Raw genomic sequence first — 22,522 nt, 5'->3', positions numbered from 1 at the left:
CTCCTCCTAGTCTTCTTCGTAGCTTTCAAGACGTGCATCAAATTCTTGTTCCGTTTCATTGAATCGCATAACATGGATGTCTCCTGGTTCGAAGTACAATCCTACTTCATTTCCAACTACAGCTTTTTTAGTCGAATGGACCATCCATTCATTATTGTCGCGATCGTATCCAATAATTTCATAATGCACACCGCGGAATAATTGAGTATCCACTTTAACTGTTAATTTGCCTTTTTCTACTGTTGTTAATGCTAAATCTTCTGGTCGTAATACAATTTCGACTTTTTCATTTGCTTTCATTCCAGCATCTACACATTCAAATGTATGCCCAACAAAAGAAACTTCATAATCTTGAACCATCGTGCCTTTTACAATGTTGCTTTCACCAATAAAATCTGCCACATAGCGGTTGATTGGTTCATCATAAATGTCAACTGGTGTACCACTTTGAATGATCTCTCCGTTTTTCATCACAAAAATTTCATCACTCATGGCTAAAGCTTCTTCTTGATCATGCGTAACAAATACAAAAGTAATTCCTAAACGCTGTTGCAGTTCACGCAATTCATATTGCATTTCTGTTCTCAATTTCAAATCCAATGCAGATAAAGGTTCGTCTAATAATAAAACTTCTGGTTCATTTACTAAAGCACGTGCAATAGCAACTCGTTGACGTTGTCCACCAGACATTTCGCTGATAGCTCGATCCTCATAACCAGATAATTGAACCATTTTTAAAACATTTTCTACTTTATCTTTGATGGTTTTTTTATCTAATTTCTTGATTCTTAATCCAAAAGCTACATTTTCAAATACATTCATATGAGGAAATAGCGCATAATCTTGAAAAACAGTATTTACTTTACGTTTATTAGCAGGAACATCGTTTACTTTTTTTCCATCTAACATAATCGTTCCTTCTGACGTTTCAGTAAAGCCGGCAATTAAATTTAGAATCGTCGTTTTTCCACAACCTGAAGGACCTAGTAACGTATAAAATTTTCCCCGTTCAATCTCAAAATTGATATTTTTTAATACTGGTTCATCATCATCGTATTGTTTTTTTACATTTTCAAATGTAATGATCGCATTTTCTGTCATTTTGTTTGCTCCCTTATAGTAAAATTTGTTTCTCTTTAGCCTGACTATTTATTCATTTAATCAAAGATAAGAATCTGTGACAACTAATAACACTAAACTATCTTTATTGTGCTGGTTACTGATTTGGTGCCTTTGGGTAGCATGAAAGTAAATAGACTCCCCTTTTTTGGCAAAATAACGTTTCAAACCAATTTCTATGCAGACTTCGCCTTCTAATACATAGCCAAAAGTTTCCGATAAAGAAGGGCCAAATTCTTTAAATTGGCCTTTTTCACTTAGTTTTAAAAAGATCGGTTCCATTTCATTTTCATTCGATTCTGGTATGAGCCATTCAATCTTATACCCTTTTTCATCATCTTCAAATTCCGTCATTTCGTCTTTTGTGTAGACAACGCGCTGTTCTTCTTGCTTTTCATCAAAGAAATCTTTAGGACTACAGCCCAATACCTCTAGAATATCAAAAAACACTTCCATTGACGGAACACTTAAATCTCTTTCAACTTGAGAGATATATCCTTTACTTAAATTCGTACGTTCTGCTAATTCTTCTTGTGTTAAATTTTTTTGAATTCTTAAGTTCTTGATTTGATTTCCAATTTCCATACAATTTCTCCTTTTAGCAACTTGTTTACTGGAAGTAAACTAAGACTCACTAATGTTCACTTACGGTAAACTTAATGTTTACTAAGACCTTTTTTATTATAAATTCTTTTTTTCAAAATGCAACTAAAAAATCGTACCCAACTCAACCTAAATACGATTCTTTTCAACCAATTGATGCCCTTAAGTAATAGATCATTTTATATTTATTCGTGTAAGTTCAATTTCGCTAGCAAATCTGAACTATTGTGCCTTTACTGAACATTCTTTGTCATCTTTCATTAACAAATCTACTCTATAGCATCTCTACTGACTATTCCTCGTTACCTTTTGTTAGCAAATCTACTCTAAAGAACCCCTATTGAACATTCCTCGGCACCTTCCGCTAGCAAATTTACTCTATAACTCCTCTATCGAACATTCTTAGCCTTTTTCAACTATTAAATCTACTCTACAAAGTCTCTACACTATATTTCTAAAGCTTTAGTCCAAATTTTTCATGAACTACCTTAAAAAAACTCTAAAAGATTTCTCTTCTAGAGTTTCCGACTTATCTCTTCATCAACTATACTTCATTTTTTTCCTTAATTTGGCATGTCATCTTATCGGATGAACCTTATTGGTCTTCTCCGATGATCCGAACTTCAGGAACAAGCTTTACGCCGTCCTTTTCTAAAATGACTTCTTGGATATGTTGGATCAATTCAATGTAATCTGTTGCTGTCGCGTGATCAATATTTACGATAAACCCGGCATGCTTCATCGATATTTGAGCGCCACCCCATACTTTACCTTGTAAACCAGCTTCTTGAATAAGCTTTCCAGTAAAGTAACCTGTAGGACGTTTAAAAACACTTCCACATGAAGGGTATTCTAAAGGTTGTTTTGATTCTCTTAAAAAAGTTAATTCTTCCATTCTAACTTTTATATCTGTTGAATGCCCTTTTTTCAATTGAAAAACAACTTCTAAAACGATATCTTGAATTTCTTGGATACGACTATGACGGTAACTAAATTCTAATTCATGATTATCCATTGTCTTAATTTCACCATCAAGAGTCAATACAGTAACAGATTCAATCACTTCACTCACTTCGCCATCATATGCTCCAGCATTCATATAAACTGCTCCACCAATACTACCGGGGATTCCACATGCAAATTCCAATCCAGTAAGTTCAGCTTCATAAGCTGCATAAGAAGTATCGATCAAACGTGCCCCGCTTTGAACGATTATTTTTTTCTTTTCAATTTTAATTTGTTTCATTTCCGTTAATATCATGACAACACCGCGTATCCCGCCATCTTTAACAATCAGGTTACTTGCATTGCCTAAAACCGTTAACGGCAGTGATTCTTTTTTTACCCAGCCTACAACCTCTTTTACTTCTTCAGTTGTTTTAGGAAAAACTAATACATCAGCTGGTCCACCTGTTTTTGTGTACGTATATAGAGATAAAGGTTCATTTTCTTTTAGGATCAGTTTTGGAAAGTGCTGTTTAAATTCTTTAATAGACATAGTGTTTAATACCCTCTCGTATTAGTTGAGCCTGCTGCTCTACTTTTATAATAAAACTAACTTTTGCTAAAGACATTTTTTTCTTAACGCACTTAGTTTACCATGCACTGTGGTTTTTTTGTAGTTTGGATTAGTATTTCATTAAAAGATTTGGCGTTATTTTTATTTAAAATGTGTTTCAAAAAAATAGGATTCGGAACGATTGTCCAAATCCTATCTGACTATTTTAATTGATTCCATTAGCACGTGTCTCAAAGGCTAAGATAGCGTTTCTTATTTTAATTTATTCAAATAATCGTAACGTTCAAATACTTCTGATTCTGCTATCCCTACCAGAACTGTTCCTTCTTCGATCCGATAATCGGGGCTGAAAGAAACATCCATTCGTTTTTGATTAACTTTTCTGATTCCAATGATATTGATTTCATATCTTTGTCTTAAATCTAGTTCATCAAATGTTTTTCCGATCCAACGTACTGGAGGCTTGAATTCGATAACAGCGTAATCTTCATCTAAGTCTACAATATCGGTGATATGTCTTCTTAACACATTTTTTGCTACACGAGTTCCAGCCTCTTTTTCAGGGCGAATCACTTTTGTAGCGCCAATTTCGTAAAGAACTTCCATGAACGATTTATTTTTAGCTTTTGCAATAATTGAAGGTATACCTAATTTTTTGCAATTCATTATAGCTAAGACACTTGCTTCTAGACTCGTACCTGTTGCCACAACGGCTACATCACAATTTTCTAAACCAATGCTTCTTAAAAAGTTTAAATCTGTGATATTTCCTTGTATCGCTTGTGTTACATAAGGTTCGACACGTTCAATATTATCTATACTTAAATCGACTGCAATAACCTCACAATCAAATTCATTTAATTCTTTAGCAATTGATGATCCAAAGACACCCAGTCCTAATACACCGATTGTTCTTACTGCCATTTTCAAGTTCTCCTATCCAATTAGAATTGTTGTCTTTGCATACAACTGATCTTTTGTTTTTTTACTCTTTCGACTTAAACTCAATAATATCGTAATCGGCCCAATTCTACCAATAAACATTAAAATCATTAATACAACTTGGCTAATATGTGATAACTCTGGTGTTAAATTCACGCTGACTCCTACTGTTGCTAATGCTGATACAGCTTCAAACAACAAGTACAAGAAAGGCTGGTCTTCAACTAACATCAACACACTTACACCAGCTATTAGAAATAGAGAAAACGTTGCAACAATAACAATCGCGCGTCGAATGATTTCTAGTGGAATCGTATGGTGAGAATAGTTAACATGTTTTTGACCTTTGATTTCACTGATAACCAACAAAGCTACTAGTGCAAAAGTTGTGGTCTTGATACCACCCGCAGCTCCACCAGGGGATCCACCAATAAACATAGTACCGATAAAAAAGAATAACGAAAAAGGTTTAATTAGTTCATAATCAAGTGTAGCAAAACCGGCTGTTCTCATGGTTACTGTTTGGAAAAAGGAAGCCAATACTTTTTCTCCAAACGTGAAATTACCGATCGAATTAGGATTATTCCACTCTACCACTAAGAAAACAAGCGTTCCAATTACAATCAACCCTAGGGTCATATTGATGGCTAAGCGTGTATGAATTTTCAGCATACGATACGAACGTTTCCATCCGCTTTTGCATTTATTTTTTATAATAGATTGAACATTATGTGTAACATCAAACCAAACTGAAAAACCAATTCCACCTAAAATAATTAATGTAGTAATTACTAAGTTTATTAAAGGATCATGAACATATTCTTGCAAACTGTAAGCTCCTAAATTATCAAAACCTGCATTACAAAATGCTGAGACAGCTAAGAATAAAGACACAAAAAGGCCGCTAGCAAAACCGAATTCCGGCACAAATCTAAGCGCTAAAAGAAGCATTCCTGTTCCTTCTATAATGGCAGTATATTTAATAATAGATGCTAGATACGTTTTGAAATCTCCTAGTTCATCTCTGTTAAGAGCTTCTTTCACAGCAATCGTATCTGAAAAACGCATTTTCCTTCCTATTCTCATGATAAAGGTTGCAAGAATAGTCATTAATCCAATTCCACCTATTTGCATGAGCACAATACAGACTATTTGTCCAAACACCGTGAAAGATGTTGCTACGGGTAATGTAAATAAACCCGTTACGCACACCATGGATACTGCTGTAAATAAATTATCAAAATAAGTTGTTTCTGAACTTTCAAGATTGCTGATAGGAAGCGTCAATAATAGCGATCCTATAAAGATAACTATTGCAAAACTAATGACTATTTTAGCAGCTGGAGGTAATCTCCTAAGTCTTTTTAAAAACATTCGTTTTCTCCTCATTCTTTCTTAAATTCTGGCATACGAATGTATTATATTCTTTCTAAAATAAAAGTAAAGCAAATTCGATTTTTCAAAAAAAATAAGATTGGCTTCCGCCAATCTTACGCTTTTAATCATAATATTTTATTATACATAATCTTCTACAATCATTTGACATATGCGGTGGCTTTCAAGAGAAGATTCCATGCTCACAGGATTCTTTTGATTTTCAATACCTTCTATTGTGGCACGGATCAATGGAGCAAACCCTCTTTTTTCAAGCGTTTGATCCCAGTCACCAAAATTGATCACTTGTTTTTGTCCAGCCGTTTCAATTTCGTAATCTGTTAAATTGACCACTCGGTGAGTGCCAGTTGGAGATTGAACTTCTGCAGACTCGAAGTTGGCACCAGAGTTATAATTCATTGTCGCAATACATTCTGTGTGTTCCGTGGTAAGATGTAAAACACAAGTTTTCAACTCACCGTTTTCTTCTTTGATGCTGAAATTTGTTTGGATAACAGGTTCATCCAGTAAAAATAAAGCGGTATCAACTACATGGATAAACAAATCATAAATTGCATATTTTACACTACCTGAACTGTTAGGTTTTGTTTTTTGGACTAAGATCATACTTTTATTTGGAACTTCTTTCACTTTTTGGATCATCGGCGCAAATCTGCGATTAAATCCTGTAACAAGTAAAACGTTTTTTTCTTCGGCTAGATCCATCAATGCTTTTACTTCATCAATATTTTCACTGATTGGTTTATCAACATACACATGGATGCCTTTTTCGATACATTGTCTGATAAGAACTTCATGAATATGCGTAGCTGTATGTATAAAAACTGCTTCGATTCCACTCATAAGTAAATCTTCAACAGAAGAGTATAAATTAGTGATACGATATTTTTTGCCGATTTTTGCTAACTTTTCTTGGTCACGTGTAAATAAATGCCATTCTATTTCTTTATCCATTGCCATCATAACTGGCAAATAAGCTTTTTGAGAAATATTTCCTAAACCAATAATTCCAATTTTCATTTTTTTACCCTTCTCTCTTTTTTCTTTTTCACTACATATCCTATCATATTTTGTACGAGATTACTCTTTTAAAAATGCTCTATAGTTTACTATTTTTTTATCTTTTGTACAATAAAGATAAGATGTTACTTATTTAGGAGGAACTAGCTAATGAAATTTATCTCATGGAATGTTAATGGGTTGCGTGCCATTGTAAAAAAAGGATTTATGGATATTTTTAATGAATTAGACGCTGATTTCTTTTGTCTGCAAGAAACCAAGCTCCAAGAAGGCCAGATTGATCTTGAACTTCCTGGCTATTATGACTATTGGAATTATGCTGAAAAAAAAGGCTATTCAGGAACAGCCATTTTTACCAAACATAAACCAACGGCTGTTTACTACGGAATCGGAAAACAAGAACACGATGATGAAGGACGAGTAATCACACTAGATTACCCTGATTATTATGTTGTTACTTGTTATACACCTAATTCTAAAAGCGAACTGAAACGTTTGGACTATAGAATACAATGGGAAGATGCTTTTCTAAATTATTTAAAAATACTGGATACTGAAAAACCTGTTATCCTTTGTGGCGATTTAAATGTGGCTCACCAAAATATCGATTTGAAAAATTGGAAAACAAACCAGCAAAGTGCCGGCTTTAGTAAAGAAGAACGCATGAAATTTTCCAATTTACTAGATAATGGATTTATTGACACATTCCGTTACTTCTACCCTGATGAAGAAGGTGCTTATACTTGGTGGAATTATCGTTTTAATGCACGTAAAAATAATGCTGGTTGGCGAATCGATTACTTTTGTGTATCTGAACGGTTAAAAGATCAATTACAAGACGCCAAAATTCTTAACGACATTATAGGATCCGATCATTGCCCTGTAGAATTAACCTTGAAAGATACGATTAAATAAATAAAATGAAACAAAAATCGCTAGAACCTAGTCTATTCTAATCATTAGCCTAAATTGCGTTCGCTATTCTGTTATTTTTTTGTTGCAAAATTATTTTAGAAACTATATACTAGTTAAGATGAAATCGATAGTTTTTCATAAGGGAGTAACTGGCAGCAATAGCTGTGGCAACGTCACCAACAAGTAGATTCGCAACAATCTTCTGGTGTTGTCTTAAATAGTGAGACTTATGCACATTGTTCTCCATAAGGACAATCCTGCATAAGTCTCTTTTTTTATCGATTTTAATGACCATAAAAAGGAGGATATCAAACGAACAACACAAGCTTAGAGAATGATCAACCTCATTCCCAATCAGTACAAAACTTGTTTGGCGATAATGAATATGCTACTATTTTGGGCAACTGTGTTATAATTGGCATTATTTTTTTATTCTTATTAACGACCGATTCTACCCATACTAATCCATTACTTGATTAGTTGTTAGGAACCGGCTAAATTTTTTTTATGAAAGGGTGTATCACTTGGAAAATTACCAAAAAGACCAAGAAACAGTTTTATCAGAATTACAAACTTCACCTGAAGGTTTGCAGGAAAGTGAAGTTAAGAAACGCCAAGAACGTGACGGTTTAAATGAATTAAAGCAAAAAGAAAAAGACTCCGTTCTTAAATTATTTTTAGCAACCTTTAAAGATGCAATGGTTATTGTGTTGTTAATCGTAGCCGTAATCCAAATGGCATTAGGTTCAGTCGTAGAATCATTAATTATCTTTGCGGTTTTAATGATCAACTCAATTATCAGTGTGATCCAAACTAAAAAAGCAGAAAGTTCGCTAGATGCTTTATCCAGTCTTTCGGCTCCTGAGTCAAAAGTGATTCGTAATGGAGTTAAAGTAACGATCCCTGCAAAAGAACTTGTTGTAGGTGATATTGTCCTTTTAGATGCTGGGGATTATGTTCCAGCTGATGGACGTCTATTAGAAGCAGGATCTCTTCAAATCAATGAAGGAATGTTGACTGGTGAATCTGTTCCAGCGGATAAAAGTATTGATGTTGTTGAAAAAGAAGTACCCGTTGGGGACCGTTCAAACATGGTTCATAGTGGAACATTAGTAACCTATGGACGTGGGCTTGTAGTTGTCACAGGTACCGGAAACAATACTGAAATTGGTCAAGTTGCCAGCTTGATCGATAATGCTGTAGCTAAACAAACGCCACTACAAAGAAAATTAGATGACTTTAGTAAAAAACTAGGTTTTGGTATTCTAATTCTTTCGGTTCTTATTTTTGCTATCCAAGCTGCTCGTATCTTCTTTGGTGGAGCAACAGATGTAAATACTGAATTGTTGAATGCATTTATGTTCGCAGTTGCAGTAGCCGTTGCAGCCATTCCAGAAGCGCTGCAATCGATCGTTACAATCGTTCTTTCTACAGGAACAGGCAAGATGGCTAAGAAGCATGCGATTATTCGTAAACTTCCAGCTGTTGAAACTTTAGGTTCGACAAGTGTTATTTGTACTGATAAAACAGGTACATTAACTCAAAATAAAATGACGATCGTTGATTATTTCTTACCAAATGGACAGACTGGTGACTTCAATGCTAAACCAGAAACTTGGAGTGCTGATGAAGCTCGTTTAATGCAAATTGCTGTATTAGCAAATGATTCTAACATCAATGAACAAGGTCAAGAACTTGGTGATCCTACTGAAGTTGCTATGATTGCTTTCAGCAACAAAGTAAACAAGCCTTACCATGAATTACGTAATGCTTACCCAAGATTAGCTGAGTTGCCGTTTGACTCAGATCGTAAATTAATGTCTACTGTTCATACTATTGATGGCGAACAATTGATGCTGACAAAAGGTGGACCAGATGTTGTTTTCAATCGCAGTTCAAAAATTTTGCTTGATGGACAAGTTGTTCCTTTAACAGATGAAAACTTAAAAGCTTTAGCTGATCAAAATGAAGCTTTCTCAGACCGTGCTCTTCGCGTTTTAGCTTTTGCTTATAAACCAATCACAGAAGGTCAAACGATTACTTTTGAAGATGAAAATGATTTGATCTTAGTTGGTTTAGTGGCTATGATCGATCCTCCTCGTGAAGCTGTTTACGGAGCTGTTGAACAAGCTAAAAAAGCGGGTATCAAAACAGTTATGATCACAGGTGACCATAAAACTACTGCACGTGCTATTGCTCGTGACATCGGTATTTCTGAACCAGATGATATCGCGTTAACTGGTCAAGAACTAGATGCTTTAAGTGAAGATGAATTAAATGCTAAATTAGAAAAAATTTCTGTTTACGCTCGTGTTTCTCCAGAAAACAAGATCAGAATCGTTCGTGCTTGGCAAAATAAAGACAAGATCTCTGCTATGACAGGTGATGGTGTGAATGACGCTCCAGCATTGAAACAAGCAGATATCGGTATCGCAATGGGTAGTGGAACAGACGTAGCTAAAGATGCTGCTGCAATGGTGCTTACGGATGATAATTTCGTTTCAATCATTAGCGCAGTTGAAGTTGGTCGTAATGTTTTTGATAACATAAAAAAAGCTGTCGCTTATTTGTTTGCTGGTAACCTTGGTGCCATTATTGCTATCGTAGCCGCTTTATTAATGGACTGGGTAAACCCATTTACAGCTCTTCAATTGTTGTTTATCAACTTAGTAAATGATTCTATTCCTGCCATTGCTTTAGGAATGGAAAAAGGCGAACCAAACGTGATGGAACGTAAACCAAGAGATCCTAACGAAGGAATTTTTGCTGGTGCTACACTAAGATCAGTTGCTTTCCGTGGTACGCTTATCGGGATTGCTGTTATCATTTCGCAATATATTGGATTAGGTTATTCAGATGAAATGAGTATTGCTATGGCCTTTACAACACTTATCCTTGCTCGTACATTACAAACATTCCCAGCACGTTCAAATACGCAAACATCTATTGGAGCTGGTTTCTTCTCTAATAAATTTGCTATCTATGCTGTTCTATTCTGTTCTGTATTATACGGAGTAACCGTTCTTCCAGGAATCCGTTCAATCTTTGCTATTCCAGCAAACTTTGGTTGGGAACAATGGGGAATTGCTGCAGGTTTAGCACTAGTTGCTGTAATCTTAATGGAATTAGCTAAATTTATTCCTTTTAAAAACGAAGCTTAATTTCTTGTAATTTGCATAATAAAAGACGCCAATTCGTTAATGAAATCTATTAGCGAATTGGTGTCTTCTTTTTATTGGATTTTTTCACTAGTAAATAGCAATAAAATCCTTTATACTATTAACCGAATACTTGTTCGAGGAGGAAAAAAATGAACTTTGTCGCATTAGACTTTGAAACAGCCAGTAACCAGCGTCATAGTGCTTGCTCAGTTGCTTTGACCGTTGTACGCAAAAGTAAAATTGTTGATCACTATTACTCGTTGATCAAACCAGAAACTGAATTTTTTTGGCGTAATATCCAAGTTCACGGTATTACCCAAAGAGATGTTCATAATGCTCCCTCTTTCCCAGAAGTCTGGGAAGAAATAAAACCGTTCTTCACAGAAAACAAACTCGTTGTCGCACATAATCTGCCTTTTGACCGAGGTGTTTTACAAGGCTGTCTTGATTATTACAACTTAGAGCAACCTCATTTTCAAACACTTTGTACGGTCCAATCTAGTCGAAAACTAATGACAGAACTTCCTAACCACAAACTAAACACCGTTTGTGATCATTTAGGCATCCGTTTAGATAACCATCATAACGCACTTGAAGATAGTAACGCTTGTGCTGCTATTCTGCTTTATTTAGAAGATCACTTTGGGACAGACCCTTTAAAAAAATTAGTTAAACATATTTAACTCATGTATTTAATTTGAATAAAAGTGCATAAAACAAATGGTCTTTTAGTTTTTTTAAAGACCGTTTGTTTTTTTGTCTTACCTTTCCTCAGGTGCAATTAGTTGAATTGACATGGGAATTCCCGTATTTTTATTATACTAGCTCTGTTTAAAAACATAGCAAAAATACTTTGGAGGAGTTTACATGATTAAAAAACAAAAACAGTTTTTAGGAGCTGTCTTTATACTTATGCTAGGTTTATTCATAAATTTAGCAACACCACTATCCGCTTCAGCTGAAAAAGGAACAGAAAGCGATCCTTATGTTATCACGACAGATGTTACTTATGCACCTTTCGAGTTCAAAAATGCTGACAATGAATATGTTGGTATTGATGTAGAAATTCTGGATGCTATTGCTGAAGATCAAGGTTTCACTTACGAGTTACGTCCTTTAGCATTTAGTGCAGGGTTGCAAGCTTTAGAATCCAATCAAGTTGATGGAATGATTGCAGCAATGAGTATTACAGACGAACGTAAAGAATCATTTGACTTTTCTGATCCTTATTTTGAAGCCGGTACAGTTATGGCTATTTCAGAAAATAATGATGAAATTTCTTCTTATGAAGATTTAGATGGAAAAACAGTCGCTGTTAAAGTTGGTACAACAGGTGCTGCATTTGTTGAAGAATTAAAAAAAGAATTTGATATCAAAGTGAACCAATTCGAAGATTCAGCTACGATGTATGATGATGTTGTTGCAGGGCATTCTGATGCTGTATTTGATGACTATCCTGTTATGGCCTATGCCGTTCAGCAAGGTCTTCAGCTAAAATTCCCACTTGATCCAGAAGCAGGAGATGTTTATGGATTTGCTGTTAATAAAGGTCAAAATCCAGAATTGCTGGAAAAATTTAATGCCGGGTTAGCAAATATCAAAGAAAATGGCATTCATGAAGACATTACAACTAAGTATACTGGTGAAGATGCAGAATCTGTAACGACTAGTAATGGCTTCTTTTCCTTAATCAAAAACAATTATAAAGAATTACTAACTGGACTTGGCCGAACACTAGTATTGACCCTTGTTTCTTTTGCAATTGCATTAGTAGTCGGAGTTATTTTAGGATTGTTTAGTGCTACTTCAAACAAACTGTTGACTGGTATTTCAACGATTTATGTAACGATTATGCGAGGTATCCCTTTGATTGTTTTAGCCTTTTTCGTTTATTTCTCTATTCCTCAATTCTTAAATATTCAATTATCTGCTTATATAGCAGGTGTGATCACCTTAAGTTTGAATACAACGGCTTATATTGCTGAATTGGTCCGTGGAGGAATTCAAGCCGTAGCCGGTGGACAATTAGAAGCTGCGAGAAGTTTAGGATTGCCTTACCCAACATCTATGCGTAAAATTGTTTTACCGCAAGCTATTAAAATTATGATTCCATCCTTTATCAATCAATTTGTCATTACACTGAAAGATACATCAATCTTATCCGTGATCGGTATTGTTGAATTGACTCAAACAGGTAAAATCATTATTGCACGTACCTACTCTTCTGGTAATATGTGGTTGATCATTGGAATCATGTACATTATTTTAATCACTATTTTAACTAAGTTATCAAATGTACTTGAAAGGAAAATGTCAAATGACTAAACTAAAAGTGGAACATCTAAAGAAAAATTTTGGAGATTTAGAAGTGTTAAAAGATTTGTCTATCGAAGTTCAAGAAGGTGAAGTAGTTTGTATTATCGGTCCATCAGGATCTGGTAAAAGTACTTTCCTTCGTTGTATGAATGCTTTAGAAGAAATTACCGGTGGAAAAGTCATTATCGATGACTTTGATTTAACGGATCCAAAACAAGACATCAACAAAGTTCGAGAAAATATTGGAATGGTTTTCCAGCAGTTCAACCTATTTCCTCACTTGACGGTTTTAGAGAATATTACATTAGCTCCTAAAGAATTAAAAAAAGAATCTAACGAATCAAGTCAAAAACGTGCATTAGAATTGCTGGAAACGGTTGGACTTTCTGAAAAAGCCAATGATTACCCTAAATCATTATCCGGCGGACAAAAGCAACGTGTGGCTATTGCACGAGCTTTAGCGATGGATCCAGATATTATGCTGTTCGATGAGCCTACCAGCGCACTTGATCCAGAGATGGTTGGAGATGTACTTGAAGTCATGCAGAAGCTAGCAGATCAAGGAATGACGATGTTGGTCGTGACACATGAAATGGGCTTCGCCAAAGAAGTAGCAGATCGCGTGATTTTCATGGATGGCGGCTATATCGTTGAAGAAGGAAAACCTGAGGATGTCTTTAATAACCCTCAAAATGAACGAACAAAGAATTTCTTAGAAAAAGTTTTAATCTAATAAAAAGGCGTTGCAAAAGAATTCTTTTGCAGCGCTTTTTATATTTCTCCAATCATCATACTCATTAAACAAACATCTAAATACATTCCTTCATCTTTGACTCCTCTTGGCATGATTGCTTCAAGATTAAAGCCCATTTTTTCATAAAGGCGGCGTGCACGTTCGTTTCGAGCTTGGACAGTTAATTCTAATCGTTTTAAGCTGCTTGACGGACCATTTGCCCACTCAATCAACTTTTCCATCATCATTGTGCCTAAACGCATTCCCCAATAATCCTTTGCGATTGAAATGCTGATATCCCCTATATGTCTAACTTTCGGTCTGTTCGTTCCATGAATTTCGGCAATTCCGATAATTTCTTCTTTATCTAAAGCCACTAACATAACCGTTACATCTGAGGCTACAATGGCTTCAATTTCCTGTGTTTCAGTTTCAATTGATTTTCCTGGTCCTTCAATTCCCATGGTCATAAAACCTGTTTCAATTGCAATTTTTTTTAAGTGATTCAATAATTTTTCTGCATCACTTGGAATCGCTTCTCGTATTTGTATCGTATCGATCATCTAGTCCCACCTTACTTTGCTTCAAATTTTTGCATCAGTTCTTCATATCTTTTCCCAATTGGATAAAAAGTTAATTCGCGTTCCATTAACTCTTCCCCAACAGGCATTAGTTTAATCTGTAAGTATTCTTGAGGCAAATCTTCTGGAATAAAAGTTGCCCACTCAATAATCGATACTCCATCACCTTCAAAATACTCTTCTAACCCTAAATCCATTCCACCCGTTTCTTCTAAACGATAGACATCCATATGATATAAAGGCAGTCTTCCATCTAAGTATTCTCTGATAATAGTATAAGTTGGACTCTTGATGACTCTCTTGATTCCTAACCCTTCAGCTAACCCTTTAGTAAAAGTCGTTTTTCCAGCCCCAAGATTTCCTTCTAGTAAAATCACATCTCCAGGCTCTAACCATTTTGCTAAATCAGCAGCCACTGTTTTTGTTTCTTCTTCATTACGTGTTCTTAGTGGTTTCATTTTTTTCTCCTTTACTCTTGTATACTTATCTCTTATTTATTGTAATTCAAGTTTTTACAAATAGCCAAACAAAAATACAGTCTAATTTGCGAAGAAAACGTTTGTGGGGTTTATTTCTAACCTGCACATTAAAAAGTAATCGTAAAAAAGGGTCTAGACTTTTTCTCTAAACCCTAAATAATCGATTGATTTGATTAATATTTTTTTATTCACTACATACTGTGATTCGTTGATGAATAAATTGTTGATTTTCAATTTCATCTACTAATGCAAGGGCAAAATCGGCATAACTGATTTCACTTTCCCCACTACTATTGACCAATAAACGATCCTGTCCAAGTTGATAACTCCCTGTCCGTTTTCCTTCAGGATTAAAAAAAGCTGAAGGACTGATATAAGTCCAATTGACACTTTCTGCCAGCTGCAGTTGTTCAAAGGCTTTTGCCATATTTAAAGCTGTAGGTTTAGCAGCTTCAGGAAAATCCGGAGTGTCCATCAAACGTGTTGTCATTTTGTCGTCCACAAATAAACTTCCTGCTCCACCAACAACAACTAGACGAGGCACTTCATATCCTTGTAACAAAGACACTAAATACGCTAAACTCGTTTGATGCAAGGTTTCTTTTCCTGGTGGCGCATTGAATGCATCAACTACTGCATCTAAATCTTTTATGTCTTCATATGTCAAATCGTATAGATCTTTTTCAATGAAATGATTCCCCTGTTGGTCTACTAATTTTGAAGCATTTCGTACTAGTGGAATAACATCATGTCCTCTCATTAAAGCCTCTGCAGAAATTTTTGAGCCTGCTTTACCTGTTGCTCCGACAATTCCAATTTTCATGTGGTTTCCTCCTTTTTAGTCTTCACCCTTTTTTCATTATAATGAGTACACCTTCAAATGAGCAACTATTCTAAACTTTACTTAAACAAAAAAGCTGACTCATGTGAGTCAGCTTTTAAGAACAATCTTAATTCATTAACGTTTGGTTTGCTGTAATAATCGCTAATTTGTAAACATCTTCTTCGTTACAACCACGAGATAAATCTGAGATTGGTTTGTTTAGACCTTGTAAGATAGGTCCGATTGCTTCAAAGTTACCAAAACGTTGCGCAATTTTGTAACCAATGTTTCCTGATTGCAATTCTGGGAATACAAATACACTTGCTTGTCCAGCAACTTTTGAATCTGGAGCTTTTTGTTCAGCAACAGAAGCTACAAATGCAGCATCAAATTGCATTTCACCATCGATATCGTATTGAGGAGCAAGTTCTTGAGCAATCTTAGTTGCTTCTGCTACTTTAGTTGCTTCTTCAGCAACGGCTGATCCTTTAGTTGAAAAGCTTAACATAGCAACTTTTGGTTCAATGCCAAACATTTCAGCAGTTTTAGCACTTTCTACAGCGATTTCAGCTAATTCTTGAGCATTTGGATTTACATTGATAGCACAATCTGAGAACAAGTATTTTTCTTGTCCACGTCCACGCATCATGATAAATGCTCCACTTGTACGGCTAACGCCTGGTTTAGTTTTAATAATTTGTAATGCAGGACGAACCGTGTCTCCTGTTGAGTGGATTGCTCCACTTACCAAACCATCAACTAGTCCCATGTATGTTAACATTGTACCAAAGTAATTTTCATCTTTTAATAATTGAATCGCTTTTTCTTCAGTAACTTTTCCTTTACGGCGTTCTACAAAAGAAGCAACCATTTCATCTAATTTATCATAATTAGATGGATCAATGATTTCAATATTTTCTACATCAAAACCACGATTTTTTGCAGCTTCTTTAACGGCTTCAGGATTTCCGATCAATACTGGTTGAATCAAATCTTCAGATGCCAAACGAACTACAGCACCAAGAATACGAGGTTCAGAACCTTCCGGAAATACAATACGTACTTTTCTACCTTTAATTTTTTCTGATAAACTTTCAATTAGTTCCACACTAACGACCTCCACAATTTGTGATTTAACATACAACTTTATCATACTATTATTTGCTTAAAAATGACAGCCTTTTGAGGTTCAAATCCTACAAGTATTACTTATTGAACTGACTCAGGCAACTGCCAGTTTATAGGTTCTTCACCAAATCTAATCAAGGCTTCATTTGTCTTAGAAAAAGGTTTTGATCCGAAAAAGCCTCGGTAAGCAGATAACGGGCTAGGATGAACTGAGGTCAACACAACATGTTTTGTTTCATCAATCAAAGCTCTCTTTTTAATTGAAGGACTCCCCCATAAAATAAATACCATAGGTTTATCTCGATCACTCAATTTTTTAATAACAGCGTCTGTCAACTCTTCCCAGCCTTTGCCTTTATGTGAATGAGCCTGGCCTTTACGAACAGTTAAAACTGTGTTCAACAATAAAACCCCTTGTTTAGCCCACGATTCTAAATAACCATGATTAACAGGTTGAATCCCAAGATCACTTTGCAGTTCTTTATAAATATTGGCTAATGATGGAGGGATTTTTACATTTGGCAATACAGAAAAACTTAAGCCATGTGCTTGATTTGGTCCATGATAAGGATCTTGTCCCAGAATAACCACTTTTACTTCATTATAAGGTGTCCATTCAAAAGCTTGCCAGATATGATGCATCTCAGGATAAACCGTTGTTTCTTGATAGTCATGTACAAGAAATGCTTTCAATGATTGATAAGACGGTGTATTCATTTGTTCGTTCAAAATAGGCAGCCAGTCGTTTTTTACTGGTAATGTCAATACAATTCCTCCTTGTTTATCTTAACTTCTCTTCTATCCTACAAGATTTATTATTTTCTCACAAGCGATAGTGTTGACCCTTTTTAGCTACATTCCATTTATGATAAATGAGAGTGAAAAAAGCATTATGCGTTTATTTTTTTTATTTTAATGGTAGACTTAGTAATACAAAGAATCTTGGGAGGAACCAAAAATGATAGAGCTTATTGTATCTGATATGGATGGGACACTACTAAATGAAAAAATGAAAGTTTCTGAGACAAATGCTAAAGCCATAAAAGCGGCTATTGATAAAGGTATCCACTTTATGGTTGCCACCGGAAGAGGATTTACTGAAGCACAACCTTTGCTTCAAGAAGTAGGCATCAATTGTTCGTTCATTACTTTAAATGGCGCTCAAGTCTACAATGAAGAAGGCAAAGTTATCCAAAATATTGGTATCGATAAAAAAACAGTCCATGAAGTGGTTGCTGAAATAAAGAAAAGAAACCTTTATTGTGAGATGACCACATCTAATGGAATCTATTCCGATAATAAAGCGAAACGTATTGAATCTGTTGCTTCTTTACTATATGAAACAAATCCAGACACTACTTATAAAATGGCTGTCGTTTTAGCAGCTGCCCGTTTAGAAATAATGAACATCAATTATGTTGAGGATTATGAACAACTTGTACACGATGACTCGATTGAAGTTTTAAAGATTATCGCTTTTAGTGATGATGGTCGCAAAGTGCTTGGCCCTCTTACAAAAGAACTTGAAAAAACTGGAAATCTTGCTATCACAGCATCTTTTGTTAATAACATTGAAATCAACAATATAAATGCTCAAAAAGGGATCGCCCTTGAAGCTGCTGCAAAAAAACTGAATATTCCACTTGAAAATATTATGACACTTGGAGATAATTTCAATGATGTTTCGATGCTAGAAGTTGCTGGATACAGCTTTGCTATGGAAAATGCAGAGGAAGAAGTCAAAACCTATGCTAAATACCGTACTACCAGCAATAATGCTAGTGGTGTTGCACATGCAATATCCCTTGCTTTAAATGACAATTTAGAATCCGCACGAGCTCCAGAGATTTTGAAAAGTGCTGAAGAATAGAATAAACTAGCAAGCAGAGTAACAATCTTACTTTCCTTTTCGTTGTTATGTATAGGTAAATGATTTGTTTACCTATCTACTAAGTGAAGGGAGAAAACATCATGGATGCAAGTACACAATGGCTATCCGCAGTAATGGAAATTATCGGTAATGTAGGTTTTCCCATCTTTATCGCATTATTTCTGCTTCAGCGTATGGAAACAAAACTTGATGACGTGGTAAAAGCTCTAAACGAACTCAGCCAAGTGATCAAATCAGCTGCATAAAGAAAAACCGCCTCTAGTTTGGCGGTTTTTCTTTATGCAATTTTATATTTTATTTTAGCTTCATTTTTGATATACTAAAAATAGATATGTATACGCTTAATCCACTATTAGAGGAGCGTTTAATATGGTAGTTCTTTATATGAAGCAAGAATATGTTTCAAAGCAAGAAAAGATTCTTGTCAAAGATGAATATGGTAAAGACCTGTACCTTATTACAGGAAAATGGGGCAGAGTTGGAGACCGAATATCTTTATATAGCATGGATGGCTCTTTGCTTATAGAAGTTAAACAAACCGTATTGTCACTATTGCCTAAATTCGACATTTATATCCAAGGTAAAAAATATGGCTCTATTACAAAGCATCGCAACTTGGCTGGCTTGTATTTTAAGGTTACTCCATTAAATTGGCTAGTAACAGGTGATTTCTATAATCATTACTATACGGCGTACTGTAAAGAACAACTGATCATGGAACTAAACAAAGCCTATACTTCAGCAGGAGATTATTACACGCTATTCGTACCTGAAATTCAACACGCCCCCCTTTGCCTCTGCATTGCTTTGATTGTTGACAACCTTACCTTAACACGCTTACCCGAGCTGAAAAAGAAAAAAACAAGTCGTGCTATTCAATTGATTTAACTACTAAAAGAAGCATTAATCAGATTTTGATACAATCGATTAATGCTTCTTTTTTTAATTGATTTTTAACTGCATATGATCATATAAGTGATCGCCTAACTTACAGTCCCATACTTTTTCAAAGCCCATTTTCAAGTAAAGTTTTTGTGCTTTTTGATTTTCTTTATCACAATTCAACCCAATAAATGGTTCATTTTCTGCTTTTGCAATAGTTGGTAAAGCCTCTAATAATTCAGTTGCGACGCCTTTGCCTCTAAATTTTTTATCTGTTACTAAGGAATCTAAATACCATTCTCCGGAAACTGTTTCAGAATCTTTAAATAGCTCTTCTTCAATTCCCGCTTCGCTTAACAGTTTATTAAATGGATCATCGATTACAGGTTCTAATTCACCCTTATATCCAAAACAAGCTCCCGCCATTTCCCCATCGCGAATACAAACTAAAGCTCTCTGATAACTATATCGGTAATCTTTGCTTTCCATTGCTTTTTTTATCATAGTTTTCAGCGTCTCAGTATCCATTGTTTTCAATAAAGATAATTCCATATCTTCTAAAATAATCCAGACCCATTCCACTAATTGTTCTATATCTGAAATTTCTGCTGTTCGTATCATGTTGTCACCTGCTTAAATAGATTTTGTTTCCTTATTAATCATAACGAACAACCAACAGCTATTCAACTCCTTAGAGATTAGAAATAAAACAAATCTATGTTAGATTTTATTACATACTCAGATTACATTAAGGTTGCAATTGATTTAAAGTTAAATTAGACTATTATCTTAGACAAGGAGGATTTTTATGAAATTACAAAAACATTCATTCATTATACTTATGACAACCCTATTATTTACATTAATTTCCACTCTATTCCTGCCAGTGAGCGCTTCTGCGCAAGAAACCGATAAAACATATATTATTGGTACAGATATTACTTTTGCTCCATTTGAATACAAAGATGCTGAAGGCGACTACAAAGGTATCGATGTTGATTTGCTAGATGCCATTGCTAAAGATCAAGGTTTTAATTATGAATTAAGACCCTTGGGGTTTAGTGCTGCATTACAAGCTTTAGAAACAAATCAAGTTGATGGCATGATTGCTGGTATGAGCATTACACCAGAACGTCAAGAGTCCTTTGATTTCTCTGAACCTTACTTTGAGAGCGGTGTCGTTATGGCTGTTTCAAAAAGCAATGATGACATTACTTCTTACGAAGACTTAGAAGGAAAAACAGTAGCTATCAAAGTCGGAACAACTGGTGCTGCTTTTGCACAATCCATTCAAGAAGAATATGGTTTTGAAGTAAATACATTTGAAGATTCTGCTAATATGTATGAAGATGTTCAAACTGGTAACTCAGATGCTGCATTTGAAGATTACCCTGTAATGGCTTATGCTATTCAATCAGGATTAGAATTAAAAATCCCGACAGATCCTGAACCAGGTGACAATTATGGTTTTGCAGTAAATAAAGAACAAAATGCCGAGCTATTGGAAATGTTTAATAACGGTTTGATCAATATTCGTGCAAATGGTACTTATGATGACATTATTAATAGTTATCTTGGAGATACAACTCAAAAAGAAACGGCTAATCTTGGTTTCTTTGGTTTGATCCAACAAAATGGTGGGGAATTATTAAAAGGTCTTGGGAGAACACTCTTATTGACCATCACTGCTTTTGTTATCGCTACGATTTTAGGTGTCATTTTTGGTTTATTTAGTGCTACACCTAATAGAGCCTTAAATTGGATAGCAACTATTTATGTGGATATTCTACGTGGTATTCCTTTAATTGTTTTAGCCTTTTTCATTTATTTCTCCATTCCGCAATTCTTAGGTATCCAAATTCCTGCCTATATTGCTGGAGTGATCACACTAAGTTTTAACACTACAGCTTATATTGCTGAATTGGTTCGTGGAGGAATCCAAGCCGTAGACCCTGGTCAATTGGAAGCTTCTAGAAGTTTAGGACTTACTTACAATACCTCTATGCGCAAAGTTGTCTTACCACAAGCGGTTAAAATCATGATTCCGTCTTTCATCAATCAATTTGTCATTACACTGAAAGATACATCGATCTTGTCGGTTATCGGTATTGTTGAATTGACACAAACTGGGAAGATTATCATTGCACGTACCTATTCTTCTGGTAATATGTGGCTGATCGTTGGTTTGATGTACATCATCATTATTACCATTCTTACGAAATTTTCAAATTATCTTGAAAGGAGACTATCAAATGACTAAATTAAAAGTGGAACACTTAAAGAAAAATTTTGGAGATTTAGAAGTATTAAAAGATTTATCTGTTGAAGTTCAAGAAGGTGAAGTGGTTTGTATTATCGGCCCTTCAGGATCTGGTAAAAGTACTTTTCTTCGTTGTATGAATGCATTAGAAGAAATTACTGGCGGAAAAGTCATTATCGATGACTTTGATTTGACCGATCCAAAACAAGATATCAACAAAGTCCGAGAAAACATTGGAATGGTTTTCCAGCAGTTCAACCTCTTTCCTCACTTGACGGTTTTAGAGAATATTACATTAGCTCCTAAAGAATTAAAAAAAGAATCTAACGAATCAAGTCAAAAACGTGCATTAGAATTGCTGGAAACGGTTGGACTTTCTGAAAAAGCCAATGATTACCCTAAATCATTATCCGGTGGACAAAAACAACGTGTGGCTATTGCACGAGCACTAGCTATGGATCCTGACATTATGTTGTTTGATGAACCTACCAGCGCACTTGACCCAGAGATGGTTGGCGATGTACTGGAAGTTATGCAAAAGCTAGCAGACCAAGGAATGACGATGTTGGTCGTGACTCATGAGATGGGCTTCGCCAAAGAAGTAGCAGATCGCGTGATTTTCATGGATGGCGGCTATATCGTTGAAGAAGGAAGACCAGAGGATGTCTTTAACAACCCTCAAAATGAACGGACAAAGAACTTCTTAGAAAAAGTTTTAATCTAAAAAAAAGTTCTGCCATACGAGAATTTCACTC

The 22,522-nt window shown here is 35.2% G+C and carries 22 protein-coding genes; 10 read left to right on the top strand and 12 right to left on the bottom strand.

Features of this window, described 5'->3' with window-relative positions:
• Positions 1-6: 6 nt before the first annotated feature.
• The 6 genes from NST49_RS05895 to NST49_RS05870 form a co-directional block, all read right to left on the bottom strand.
• A complete protein-coding gene (locus NST49_RS05895) occupies positions 7-1,101 on the bottom strand; it encodes an ABC transporter ATP-binding protein (protein WP_341047527.1) in 1,095 nt (364 codons plus the stop codon).
• A 60-nt stretch (positions 1,102-1,161) separates the two neighbouring features.
• Positions 1,162-1,704, bottom strand: coding sequence for a helix-turn-helix domain-containing protein (locus tag NST49_RS05890; protein ID WP_301425841.1), 543 nt, complete (start codon positions 1,702-1,704; stop codon positions 1,162-1,164).
• 613 nt (positions 1,705-2,317) lie between these two features.
• Positions 2,318-3,220, bottom strand: coding sequence for a UDP-N-acetylmuramate dehydrogenase (murB, locus tag NST49_RS05885; protein ID WP_341047524.1), 903 nt, complete (start codon positions 3,218-3,220; stop codon positions 2,318-2,320).
• Between the two features lie 273 nt (positions 3,221-3,493).
• Positions 3,494-4,165 carry a potassium channel family protein gene (locus NST49_RS05880; protein ID WP_023178840.1) on the bottom strand — a complete coding sequence of 224 codons (672 nt, stop codon included), beginning with the start codon at positions 4,163-4,165 and terminating at the stop codon, positions 3,494-3,496.
• A 12-nt stretch (positions 4,166-4,177) separates the two neighbouring features.
• Positions 4,178-5,557 carry a TrkH family potassium uptake protein gene (locus NST49_RS05875; RefSeq protein ID WP_341047523.1) on the bottom strand — a complete coding sequence of 460 codons (1,380 nt, stop codon included), beginning with the start codon at positions 5,555-5,557 and terminating at the stop codon, positions 4,178-4,180.
• Positions 5,558-5,698: 141 nt separating this feature from the next.
• Positions 5,699-6,598, bottom strand: a complete 900-nt coding sequence (locus NST49_RS05870) for a Gfo/Idh/MocA family protein (protein ID WP_341047521.1) — start codon at positions 6,596-6,598, stop codon at positions 5,699-5,701.
• A 150-nt stretch (positions 6,599-6,748) separates the two neighbouring features.
• Between NST49_RS05870 and NST49_RS05865 the strand changes: the two genes are divergently transcribed.
• The 5 genes from NST49_RS05865 (at position 6,749) to NST49_RS05845 (ending at position 13,723) form a co-directional block, all read left to right on the top strand.
• Entirely contained in the window at positions 6,749-7,513 is a 765-nt protein-coding gene (locus NST49_RS05865) for an exodeoxyribonuclease III (protein ID WP_341047519.1), read from the top strand.
• A 524-nt stretch (positions 7,514-8,037) separates the two neighbouring features.
• Positions 8,038-10,674: a cation-translocating P-type ATPase gene (locus NST49_RS05860; RefSeq protein WP_023178848.1), complete on the top strand. Its 2,637-nt coding sequence runs from the start codon at positions 8,038-8,040 to the stop codon at positions 10,672-10,674.
• A gap of 149 nt (positions 10,675-10,823) precedes the next feature.
• A complete protein-coding gene (locus tag NST49_RS05855; protein WP_023178850.1) occupies positions 10,824-11,357 on the top strand; it encodes a 3'-5' exonuclease in 534 nt (177 codons plus the stop codon).
• A 184-nt stretch (positions 11,358-11,541) separates the two neighbouring features.
• On the top strand, positions 11,542-12,999 hold the full coding sequence (locus NST49_RS05850) for an amino acid ABC transporter substrate-binding protein/permease (protein ID WP_023178851.1): 1,458 nt from the start codon (positions 11,542-11,544) through the stop codon (positions 12,997-12,999).
• Positions 12,992-13,723 carry an amino acid ABC transporter ATP-binding protein gene (locus NST49_RS05845; RefSeq protein ID WP_341047515.1) on the top strand — a complete coding sequence of 244 codons (732 nt, stop codon included), beginning with the start codon at positions 12,992-12,994 and terminating at the stop codon, positions 13,721-13,723. Before NST49_RS05850 ends, NST49_RS05845 begins: the two co-directional genes overlap by 8 nt.
• 38 nt (positions 13,724-13,761) lie before the next feature.
• Here the strand turns inward: NST49_RS05845 and NST49_RS05840 are convergent, their stop codons facing one another.
• The 5 genes from NST49_RS05840 to NST49_RS05820 form a co-directional block, all read right to left on the bottom strand.
• The gene (locus tag NST49_RS05840; protein ID WP_251165619.1) at positions 13,762-14,286 is read right to left on the bottom strand and encodes a GNAT family N-acetyltransferase; all 525 of its coding nucleotides are present in this window, start codon (positions 14,284-14,286) and stop codon (positions 13,762-13,764) included.
• 11 nt (positions 14,287-14,297) lie between these two features.
• A complete protein-coding gene (gene tsaE / locus NST49_RS05835; RefSeq protein WP_341047513.1) occupies positions 14,298-14,762 on the bottom strand; it encodes a tRNA (adenosine(37)-N6)-threonylcarbamoyltransferase complex ATPase subunit type 1 TsaE in 465 nt (154 codons plus the stop codon).
• A 205-nt stretch (positions 14,763-14,967) separates the two neighbouring features.
• Entirely contained in the window at positions 14,968-15,606 is a 639-nt protein-coding gene (locus tag NST49_RS05830; RefSeq protein ID WP_301426739.1) for an NAD(P)-dependent oxidoreductase, read from the bottom strand.
• Positions 15,607-15,733: 127 nt separating this feature from the next.
• On the bottom strand, positions 15,734-16,714 hold the full coding sequence (gene pta / locus NST49_RS05825) for a phosphate acetyltransferase (RefSeq protein WP_251165620.1): 981 nt from the start codon (positions 16,712-16,714) through the stop codon (positions 15,734-15,736).
• Between the two features lie 101 nt (positions 16,715-16,815).
• Complete coding sequence (locus tag NST49_RS05820; protein WP_301426738.1) at positions 16,816-17,499, bottom strand: uracil-DNA glycosylase; 684 nt, start codon at positions 17,497-17,499, stop codon at positions 16,816-16,818.
• Positions 17,500-17,692: 193 nt separating this feature from the next.
• Between NST49_RS05820 and NST49_RS05815 the strand changes: the two genes are divergently transcribed.
• From NST49_RS05815 to NST49_RS05805, 3 genes are all read left to right on the top strand, one after another.
• A complete protein-coding gene (locus NST49_RS05815) occupies positions 17,693-18,604 on the top strand; it encodes a Cof-type HAD-IIB family hydrolase (RefSeq protein WP_023178858.1) in 912 nt (303 codons plus the stop codon).
• A gap of 101 nt (positions 18,605-18,705) precedes the next feature.
• On the top strand, positions 18,706-18,870 hold the full coding sequence (locus NST49_RS05810; protein WP_169727077.1) for a YvrJ family protein: 165 nt from the start codon (positions 18,706-18,708) through the stop codon (positions 18,868-18,870).
• A 124-nt stretch (positions 18,871-18,994) separates the two neighbouring features.
• Positions 18,995-19,513 carry an LURP-one-related/scramblase family protein gene (locus NST49_RS05805; RefSeq protein ID WP_023178862.1) on the top strand — a complete coding sequence of 173 codons (519 nt, stop codon included), beginning with the start codon at positions 18,995-18,997 and terminating at the stop codon, positions 19,511-19,513.
• 54 nt (positions 19,514-19,567) lie between these two features.
• On the opposite strand, the gene NST49_RS05800 is transcribed toward NST49_RS05805, so the two are convergent.
• On the bottom strand, positions 19,568-20,128 hold the full coding sequence (locus NST49_RS05800) for a GNAT family N-acetyltransferase (protein ID WP_034537339.1): 561 nt from the start codon (positions 20,126-20,128) through the stop codon (positions 19,568-19,570).
• Between the two features lie 187 nt (positions 20,129-20,315).
• Between NST49_RS05800 and NST49_RS05795 the strand changes: the two genes are divergently transcribed.
• Both NST49_RS05795 and NST49_RS05790 read left to right on the top strand, forming a co-directional pair.
• On the top strand, positions 20,316-21,767 hold the full coding sequence (locus tag NST49_RS05795; RefSeq protein WP_341047506.1) for an amino acid ABC transporter substrate-binding protein/permease: 1,452 nt from the start codon (positions 20,316-20,318) through the stop codon (positions 21,765-21,767).
• Positions 21,760-22,491 (top strand): amino acid ABC transporter ATP-binding protein, encoded by a 732-nt coding sequence (locus NST49_RS05790; RefSeq protein WP_251165622.1) that lies wholly within the window; start codon positions 21,760-21,762, stop codon positions 22,489-22,491. The genes NST49_RS05795 and NST49_RS05790 overlap by 8 nt, the downstream gene beginning before the upstream one ends.
• The last annotated feature ends 31 nt before the right edge of the window (positions 22,492-22,522 follow it).

Source organism: Carnobacterium sp. FSL W8-0810 (assembly GCF_038007125.1).
Classification (GTDB): Bacteria; Bacillota; Bacilli; order Lactobacillales; family Carnobacteriaceae; genus Carnobacterium_B; species Carnobacterium_B inhibens.
The sequence above is the reverse complement of the archived record's forward strand: the minus strand, read 5'-3'. Positions and strand labels throughout refer to the sequence as shown.

Excerpts from the sequence above, each read along its gene's own strand:
- NST49_RS05895 (WP_341047527.1), bottom strand. The coding sequence starts at position 1,101 with ATGACAGAAAATGCGATCATTACATTTGAAAATGTAAAAAAACAATAC.
- NST49_RS05890 (WP_301425841.1), bottom strand. The coding sequence starts at position 1,704 with ATGGAAATTGGAAATCAAATCAAGAACTTAAGAATTCAAAAAAATTTA.
- murB (WP_341047524.1), bottom strand. The coding sequence starts at position 3,220 with ATGTCTATTAAAGAATTTAAACAGCACTTTCCAAAACTGATCCTAAAA.
- NST49_RS05880 (WP_023178840.1), bottom strand. The coding sequence starts at position 4,165 with ATGGCAGTAAGAACAATCGGTGTATTAGGACTGGGTGTCTTTGGATCA.
- NST49_RS05875 (WP_341047523.1), bottom strand. The coding sequence starts at position 5,557 with ATGTTTTTAAAAAGACTTAGGAGATTACCTCCAGCTGCTAAAATAGTC.
- NST49_RS05870 (WP_341047521.1), bottom strand. The coding sequence starts at position 6,598 with ATGAAAATTGGAATTATTGGTTTAGGAAATATTTCTCAAAAAGCTTAT.
- NST49_RS05865 (WP_341047519.1), top strand. The coding sequence starts at position 6,749 with ATGAAATTTATCTCATGGAATGTTAATGGGTTGCGTGCCATTGTAAAA.
- NST49_RS05855 (WP_023178850.1), top strand. The coding sequence starts at position 10,824 with ATGAACTTTGTCGCATTAGACTTTGAAACAGCCAGTAACCAGCGTCAT.
- NST49_RS05850 (WP_023178851.1), top strand. The coding sequence starts at position 11,542 with ATGATTAAAAAACAAAAACAGTTTTTAGGAGCTGTCTTTATACTTATG.
- NST49_RS05845 (WP_341047515.1), top strand. The coding sequence starts at position 12,992 with ATGACTAAACTAAAAGTGGAACATCTAAAGAAAAATTTTGGAGATTTA.
- NST49_RS05840 (WP_251165619.1), bottom strand. The coding sequence starts at position 14,286 with ATGATCGATACGATACAAATACGAGAAGCGATTCCAAGTGATGCAGAA.
- tsaE (WP_341047513.1), bottom strand. The coding sequence starts at position 14,762 with ATGAAACCACTAAGAACACGTAATGAAGAAGAAACAAAAACAGTGGCT.
- NST49_RS05830 (WP_301426739.1), bottom strand. The coding sequence starts at position 15,606 with ATGAAAATTGGAATTGTCGGAGCAACAGGTAAAGCAGGCTCAAAAATT.
- NST49_RS05815 (WP_023178858.1), top strand. The coding sequence starts at position 17,693 with ATGATAGAGCTTATTGTATCTGATATGGATGGGACACTACTAAATGAA.
- NST49_RS05810 (WP_169727077.1), top strand. The coding sequence starts at position 18,706 with ATGGATGCAAGTACACAATGGCTATCCGCAGTAATGGAAATTATCGGT.
- NST49_RS05805 (WP_023178862.1), top strand. The coding sequence starts at position 18,995 with ATGGTAGTTCTTTATATGAAGCAAGAATATGTTTCAAAGCAAGAAAAG.
- NST49_RS05800 (WP_034537339.1), bottom strand. The coding sequence starts at position 20,128 with ATGATACGAACAGCAGAAATTTCAGATATAGAACAATTAGTGGAATGG.
- NST49_RS05795 (WP_341047506.1), top strand. The coding sequence starts at position 20,316 with ATGAAATTACAAAAACATTCATTCATTATACTTATGACAACCCTATTA.
- NST49_RS05790 (WP_251165622.1), top strand. The coding sequence starts at position 21,760 with ATGACTAAATTAAAAGTGGAACACTTAAAGAAAAATTTTGGAGATTTA.